This window comes from Candidatus Cloacimonadota bacterium (assembly GCA_028706475.1).
Taxonomy (GTDB): domain Bacteria; phylum Cloacimonadota; class Cloacimonadia; order Cloacimonadales; family Cloacimonadaceae; genus UBA5456.
This window is the reverse complement of record JAQWBI010000062.1, coordinates 1-7,647: the sequence shown is the minus strand read 5'-3', so window position 1 is coordinate 7,647 and position 7,647 is coordinate 1. Positions and strand designations below refer to the sequence as shown.

The following is a 7,647-nucleotide window of genomic DNA, read 5'->3' as shown; positions in this document are numbered from 1 at the left end:
AAAGATGGCATACTGGCCTTCTTGTCAATTCGGTTTCGAAAGCATATTTTAGTCGTTTCGCCCACTTTTTCACCTAACTCATGCGCTAACTCTTTGGAAATAGATCAGGTCAAAGTGAACAGTCTCTTTTGTTGTCGAAACTATAGAGATGGATATCCAGGGTGGCTAAAACTCTAGTACATAGTTTTGGATAAATCCCCGCAATTACGATGTAAATCCCAAAAGCACAAGACAGGATAGCCTGGAGGGCGACAGTTAGTAGCGAGGGTACATAGCGAAGCGGAACCCCTCGACGACTACGTTACAACACGCATAGATCCCTTCTTTGGCGACATTTATATCCGATGTCGTTAATCCCCAAACATGCCCTTTGCTTTATCTTGATATGAAGCAGATATCATCGGGTTATCATCGAGTGACGACTGCTTTATAACAGCTTGATATCTGCTTCATCACTCCTTGAAGCACGGAGGATGAATAGCCAAATGGGGTTCATTCTTCAGGATAGTAAGGATATCGAGATCAATCTGCTGTATTCCGATATATCACCATATCGTCTAAGGGCTGTCGTTTTGTGCTTCCGGCAAATCCTGACACGACTTTTCCCCACATGCTTTTCTCATCTTTGGGATAGCCAAAAGGTGATATAGCCACAATTCTCCACGACCTCGGAATTTCCAGATACTTCGCCAGGATTTTCTCGGAAAAGGCAGCCATCCAACAGGAGCCTATACCCATCTCCCAAGCGCATAACATCATCTGTTGAAAGGAGATAGCTGTATCCACCAGGTAGTAATCCTGCCCATTCACGCGCATGTTCTTCTTGGTGTCGGCACAGGCTACGATCACGCAGGGAGCATCCTTTACAAAGAAATTGCTAAGCCCTATCAATCCTGTTTTTTTCACCAGTGCCTTGATCTGAGCGGGATTGGTTAAAACTATATAGCGCCAGGGTTGACGGTTTTGCGCTGAAGGTGCCATGCGTCCGGCTTCCAGGATTTTATCCAGCGCTTCAGAGGGGATGGGATCGGGCTTGAAATCTCGCACACTGTAGCGAGTGGAGATTAATTCCATAAAGGACATAAGTGCTTATCCTCCAATATCCTGATAACGGATGAGGTCATCCAGGGTGTTGATGTTCTGTATAATGCCGGGATCGTCCACCGCCACTATCACGGTACCTACTCCGCTGTGGCGCAATACTTCACGTAGAGTTTCATAAACCGGATTGTGGATATCCAGTCCCGCCGGGATCAATATCGGATGACCCCGCCTGCCGATGTATTCCGGCTTTATGATGCAATCTGGATTCTGTATGGCAGTCTCGATCAATATACTTACCGTAGAGCTCTGTACCATGGGATGATCCACCGGCCAGATCAGATAATACGCAAATTCTTTCTTGATCCCGGCAATAGTGATCCTGAGAGAATCCAGCATTGAAGAGGTATCCAGATCTTTGGCCAGAACTATATTATGCAAACCCACATCCAACAGGCTTTTGCTGATCTTTTGCGAAAACAGCAGGCCACCTATCTTCGCTTCAGACTTTGGCATACCAAATCTGGAACCATTGCCTGAAGCGAGAATGATGGTGCAGAAATCAGAGAGAGTTAAATTCTTCAATTGCCTTATCGAGCTCTTCCAGGTTGTTTTCAAAGGTTTCTGTCCAATACGAGGGATCCCATTGCTTTAGGATTTCCTCATAAGTCTTGCCCTGTTGCTCCACCCAAGTGTAATATTTTAGATTGTGGATGCGTTTTTTATCTTGGTAAGACAGCTCCAGGAAGTTGTCATAGCTTTGAGCATATAAGCAGGCTTCGTTGTCCAATGCGGCTTGTAGAGAGTTGTAATCGCCCTTCAGATTGTGTTGCTCGGCAATCCTGCTCTCGTACATGCCGGCGGAATCCGTGAAACAAGTGAAGATCACATCATCTTCGTTGTATTCAAAGTATTTTGCCATCTTGATACAAGCCAGCAGATTTGCGATTGAGGATATGCCCAACAACTGGAGCTTGTTCACCAAAGCCTCGTTAATTCCCTTGGCAATAAGGGCTTTCTTTCCTTCTTCTTCATTGAACAGGCGCAAGAGACGCATGCAATCTTCATCTCTAATGGCAGCAACTGCATCGGTATTGCGAACATTGTGTATCCAAGGGACGTGTTTGTCTCCGATCCCTTCAATGCGATGACCACCGAAACCGTTATTTAACAGAGTGGGACATTCAAAAGCTTCTGCGGCGGTTGTTTTCATCATAGGATGGATAGTTTTCAGATAGTCACCCGCTGCAATGGTTCCTGCAGAACCAGTGGAACTCACATATCCAGAGAGACGGTTGCCTTGTTTCTTGATCATATCATATACTTCTTCAATGGCGTTACCGGTTACATGGTAGTGCCAGAAGCTATTGCCAAATTCGTCGAACTGGTTTAGAATTATGTATTGAGGATCCGGTCTCAATTCGCCACATTTGTCATAGATTTCCTTAACGTTCGATTCGCATCCGGGAGTGGCAAAGACCTCGGCTCCAATCTCATGCAGCCAGTCAAAGCGCTCCTGACTCATCTCTTCGGGAAGAATCGCCACTGAAGGGCATGCCAGTAATGCACAATCGAAAGCTCCGCCACGACAATAGTTACCTGTGGAAGGCCATACAGCTTTGTGAATTTCGGGGTCGAACGTTCCACTTACCAAGCGCGGTGCCAGACATCCGTAAGCCGCGCCTACCTTGTGCGCTCCGGTAGGGAAGTATTTACCCACAAGGCCAATAATCCTGGCCTTTACGCCGGAAATCTCCGGGGGTAGTTCCAAAAAATTCGGTGTTCCAAAGAGGCCGGTATCGATATTGTTCTTCCAGGTAATGCGAAATAAGTTCAAGGGATTTATATCCCACAAACCAATGGGTTTTATCCTGTCTTTTATTCCCTGAGGTATGGTCTCAGGATATATTTGCTGACTGATGGTGGGGAGGATGATTCCTCTTTGTTTGCATCTAGCAGCGTTTTTAGCTGCGATACTCCTGTTTATTGTTGTAATCAGTTTTGGCATCCATTCTCCTATTCTGAAATTATCTAGTATGGCACAGGGGATGATAAGAAATCCAGCGTTTTAACCACATCCCGCACTTTGCTGTTGAAGATCATCGCGGCGATCACAAAAGGCTTGTATCCCGCTTCCTGATAGGTGTGCAGACGGTAGCGCTCGAACACGCTTTTGGCCACTTCACCTCTCTCGCAGCTCACACCGCTGATATCTGCGGGCAAACAGTGCTCATAGAGTGCATTCCCACCTTTGGTAAGCTTCATCATATCCTCGGAGCATTCCCAATCCATGTGGCGCTTGTTTTCTGCCAGACAATGCAGTTCAAGATCCTTCAGACCTTGCTTGTCGCCTTGTTTCAGGAGCTCGGTACGGCGTTTCATCACAGTCATCGGTGCCCAGGATTTGGGATAGACCACATCAGCGTCCTTAAAAGCTTCAGCCATGGAATGCACGTGGCTGAAAGACCCTCCGCTCTCTTTGGCAAAAGCTTTGGCGCTGTCCAGAGTTTCCGGCAACAGATCATAGCCCTCAGGATGGGCAAGTACCACATCCATACCAAAGCGAGTCATCAGATTGATCACGCCTTGAGGAACAGAGAGGGGTTTGCCATAGGACGGTGAATATGCCCAGCTCATGGCGATCTTCTTACCTTTAAGCGAATCCCAACCGCCAAAATAGTCCTTTAGCTTCAAGAGATCAGACAGGCTTTGGGTGGGGTGATCCAGATCGCACTGAAGGTTTACCAAAGTGGGACGCTGTGCCAATACGCCATTGGCATAGCCTTCGCTAACGGCATCGGCAACTTCTTTCATATAGCTATGCCCTTCACCTGGATACATATCGTCTCGAATGCCTATCACTTCTGTAAGAAATGAGATCATGCTGGCAGTTTCACGCACCGTCTCACCATGGGCGATCTGGGATTTCACTTCATCCAGTTCGGACAAAGCCAGTCCCAAGCCATTCACAGCCGAAGCAAAGCTGAAACGCGTGCGTGTGCTATTGTCTCTGAAGATAGAGATGGCCAAACCATAGTCGAATATCTTCCAAGGTTTCTTTGCTCTGTGCATCTGTTGTAAAATCTCGGCAACCAACATCACTGCCTTCAGATTGTCCACGCTGTTTTCCCAAGTGAGCAGGAAATCCTGTCCATAGAGGCTGGTCTTCAGCTTTTCCAGTTCTTGCAGTTTGTTACTTATCTCGCACATGTTTATTACCTCTGATTTATTAGTCATTATCATTGGGATACATAGTTTTAGCGGCTATCTCCACAGCATCCACAATCTGTTGATATCCGGTGCAGCGGCAGAGATTGCCCTTCAGAGCCTGCCTGATCTCTGCTCGAGAGGGACGATGATTCTGCATTAGCAGGGCAAGTGCGCTGAGAACCATACCGGGAGTGCAGAAACCGCATTGAATGGCACCAGCATCCACAAAGGCCTGCTGTAAAGGATGCAGACTGCCATCGGAGGGACTGATGCCTTCGATACTGACTATCTCACAGCCCTCCACATCTTTGAGTATCAATCGGCAGCTGCGTTTTACCTCTCCGTTCACCAACACTGTACAGGAACCGCAAACTCCGATGTCGCAGCCGATTTTGGTGCCTGTAAGCCCCAGATCTTCTCGAAGAAAGGCAGAGAGCTTTTTATCTTGAAGGTCTTCAGGTATTGTATAGGTCTTTGTGTTTATGATAATCATGGTTTCCTCAGCTTAATCGGTTGATCCGTAAATCGCTTTCCGGTAGCCCTGTAAATGGCGTTGGCAACTGCGGGAGCTGTGATCTCCAAGGTCGGCTCCCCGATGCCTTTTGCCTTTGAGGGAGAGCAAGGATCGGGATTCTCCACTATTATGGCCGTCATCTCAGGTAGATCCGTGGCACGCATCACCCTGTATTGATGCAGGTTTTCAGCAGTCACGGCACCGTCTTTCAGCGCTAATTCTTCAAAGAGTCCGTATCCTGCCCCCATAACCATCCCGCCATAGATTTGGCCCTTCACCATTGCTGGATTGATCGCCTTGCCTACATCGTGAGAAGCCACCATATTCAACAGCGTTACTTTCCCGGTTTTGGCATCCACCTCCAACTCCACTGCCTGACAGCCATAAACCCAGGTGAAATAGGCATTACCATGGCCTGTATCTTCATCCCAACTTACTCTGGGCGCTTGAAATACACCAAAAGCATAGGGATAGATCTGTTCGCTGTAACACAGTCTGATAGCTTCATTCCAAGTACAGATCACAAGTCCGCTTTCATCCAGTATGTTGCCTTCGCAAAAATGAACTGCTTTCTGCTGCAGATGTTTTTCCAAGGCTTCGGAGATGATGCTTTTCAATATCCTGGCTGCATTGGTGGTTGCCCCGCCGCCCATTAGTGTTCCTCGGGATGCAACCGTGGTGCCACCATCCGGGATGTTTGAGGTGGAAGGCATCCTATAACGTATGCGGGACAGGGGAAGTCCCAGCTCTTCAGCGGCAATCAGAATCATAGCACTCTCGGCACCCTGTCCGTTCTCGTGTACTCCCGTTTCCAAGAGCACGCTGCCATCTGGCTGCACATTGATGATGGCACTATTGAAATCCACGCCTTCCGCACCCAGGCTCATGCCCCGGTAAGAAATGGCATAGCCGATGCCATACCATTTATCCAGATTGGGATCGCCAAAACTGCAGCGTTCACGTTTAGCTTTGTAATCTATCTCACGTAAAACATTATCCATCACTTCATTGAGGGATACCACGTGGTTTTCCAAGACCTGATTGGTAACCGTTACAGAACCTTGACGCACCATATTGATGCGTCTGAATTCCATCTCATCTATAGCCAACTTTTCTGCCGCAATCTCCACCAATTGCTCGATAGCCCAATTAACCTGTGGAGAGCCAAAGCCGCGGAAAGCTCCGGTAAATATGTTGTTTGTATATACTCCGTAAACATCACAATGCACGTTGGGCACTTCGTAGCAACCGCAGCATTGCACGGTGGAACGCCATGTAACCCAGGGAGTAACGCTGCAATATGCTCCGCTGTCCGCCAGCATGCGCACTTTCACAAATGTAATCCTGCCATCGCACTTTACACCCATCCGGTATTGCATCTTGTAAGGATGGCGTTTATAGCTTTCCCGCATACTCATTTCCCGGCTGTAGGTCAGTTTCACTGGCCTCCCGGTAAGAAATGCGCAGAGAGCAGCCCGGGCGCAAACCAGCGCGGCAGTATCGTCTTTGCCTCCAAAACCACCGCCCATAGGCACTGTCTTCACCTCCACATCCTTCAATTCCCAACCCAGAGTGGATGCCACAAATCGGCGGGTACTGAAGGGATGTTGCATGCTGCCAATCACTTCCATCACTCCATCCGGACGCTGGTAACAGAGCGACGCCTCCGGTTCCAAATATGCGTGTTCTACGTGTGATGTATTGAATTCCTGGTCGAAAACGATATCGGCTTCCTGCTCTCCGGTTTCAATATCACCAGTTCTAATCCGATGGTAATTGCAGATATTGCTGCCATGCTCCGGATTTATCAATTCCGCATCCGGCAGTAATGCTTCCTCTGCAGTGTACAAAGCAGGCCGCTGCTGAAGCTCCAGCTTGATCCTGGCAGATGCCGCCAAAGCTTGTTCCCGGCTTTCCGCCACCACCAGCGCGATCACATCCCCCGTACTGCGTATGCGTTTGTGCACCAGCGTGGGATAATCTGGGATGATCTGCCCAAACTTGATCTTCCCGGGAATGTCGGTAGCAGTCACCACCCTGATTACTCCAGGCATGTTTTGGGCTTCGCTGCAATCGATCTGCTTCAGATAAGCGCTTGCCACCGGGGAATGCAGGGGAACCGCATGCAGCATGTATGGCATGCTGTAATCATCGGCATACTTGGCTTTCCCGGTCACTTTGGCATAGGCATCGTTTCTATATGCTTTTTCCATACATCTTCCTGTATACTGATATTCATCAATCGAGCTGGATTGATCCGACAAAGCCGATCCAGCATGTCCCCCTTCAGCTTTCCGCTTTCCACCAGGTTTTGCTGCGGACTGGCATAAAGCTCCCGAATCCCGGCAATACCGCAGGGTACCTTTTCAGGATTATCTTTGAAACGATCCTTATCGATATCCCTAAATGCGCAGTGGTCACTGGCAAGGATATCAAAGACTCCATCCTGTAAAAGCTCGACCAACAATCCTCGCGAATGCTCTGATCTAAAGGGCGGTGTGCATATCCAGCGATGAGCGTCCGGGCCGCAAAGCCGTTCTTCATTGTACAAAAGATAGTGCGGAGCGGTCTCGCAAGTGATCCCAGGATACACCTTTTTTGCCGCCTGGATCAGGATGGCCGCCTGGGGAGTGGAAACATGCACTATATGAACCGGATGGTTGTGTTTGATCGCCAGATCCAACACTCTTTCCACAGCTCTCAATTCCGCTATTTCCGGGCGTCTGAGGCAGTGGTCATGGGGATACCGGAAGGGATGTATCTGTGAGTATTCCTGCAAGGTGGCATCATCCTCGCAATGCACCAGTATCCTGGTCTTGGTTGCTTCCGAAGCCAGCATCCAGTGTTCGATCGCTTCATAGGAGCTGTAAAGCCCGGCCTCG

7 protein-coding genes are annotated in these 7,647 nt (G+C 48.6%); all 7 read right to left on the bottom strand.

Annotated elements, in window-relative coordinates; translation table 11 throughout:
- Positions 1-522: 522 nt before the first annotated feature.
- The gene (locus PHF32_08185; protein ID MDD4560694.1) at positions 523-1,083 is read right to left on the bottom strand and encodes a nitroreductase family protein; all 561 of its coding nucleotides are present in this window, start codon (positions 1,081-1,083) and stop codon (positions 523-525) included.
- 6 nt (positions 1,084-1,089) lie between these two features.
- Positions 1,090-1,626, bottom strand: a complete 537-nt coding sequence (locus PHF32_08180) for a hypothetical protein (protein MDD4560693.1) — start codon at positions 1,624-1,626, stop codon at positions 1,090-1,092.
- Positions 1,604-3,049, bottom strand: a complete 1,446-nt coding sequence (locus tag PHF32_08175) for a pyridoxal-phosphate dependent enzyme (GenBank protein MDD4560692.1) — start codon at positions 3,047-3,049, stop codon at positions 1,604-1,606. Before PHF32_08175 ends, PHF32_08180 begins: the two co-directional genes overlap by 23 nt.
- Before the next feature lie 23 nt (positions 3,050-3,072).
- Entirely contained in the window at positions 3,073-4,251 is a 1,179-nt protein-coding gene (gene ygeW, locus PHF32_08170) for a knotted carbamoyltransferase YgeW (GenBank protein ID MDD4560691.1), read from the bottom strand.
- Between the two features lie 19 nt (positions 4,252-4,270).
- Positions 4,271-4,744: a (2Fe-2S)-binding protein gene (locus tag PHF32_08165; GenBank protein MDD4560690.1), complete on the bottom strand. Its 474-nt coding sequence runs from the start codon at positions 4,742-4,744 to the stop codon at positions 4,271-4,273.
- On the bottom strand, positions 4,741-6,978 hold the full coding sequence (locus PHF32_08160; GenBank protein MDD4560689.1) for a xanthine dehydrogenase family protein molybdopterin-binding subunit: 2,238 nt from the start codon (positions 6,976-6,978) through the stop codon (positions 4,741-4,743). Before PHF32_08160 ends, PHF32_08165 begins: the two co-directional genes overlap by 4 nt.
- Positions 6,939-7,647 (bottom strand): dihydroorotase family protein (locus PHF32_08155; protein ID MDD4560688.1); only part of this gene is annotated, 709 nt, incomplete at its 5' end. The genes PHF32_08155 and PHF32_08160, both read right to left, overlap by 40 nt.

Excerpts from the sequence above, each read along its gene's own strand:
- PHF32_08185 (MDD4560694.1), bottom strand. The coding sequence starts at position 1,083 with ATGTCCTTTATGGAATTAATCTCCACTCGCTACAGTGTGCGAGATTTC.
- PHF32_08175 (MDD4560692.1), bottom strand. The coding sequence starts at position 3,049 with ATGCCAAAACTGATTACAACAATAAACAGGAGTATCGCAGCTAAAAAC.
- ygeW (MDD4560691.1), bottom strand. The coding sequence starts at position 4,251 with ATGTGCGAGATAAGTAACAAACTGCAAGAACTGGAAAAGCTGAAGACC.
- PHF32_08165 (MDD4560690.1), bottom strand. The coding sequence starts at position 4,744 with ATGATTATCATAAACACAAAGACCTATACAATACCTGAAGACCTTCAA.
- PHF32_08160 (MDD4560689.1), bottom strand. The coding sequence starts at position 6,978 with ATGGAAAAAGCATATAGAAACGATGCCTATGCCAAAGTGACCGGGAAA.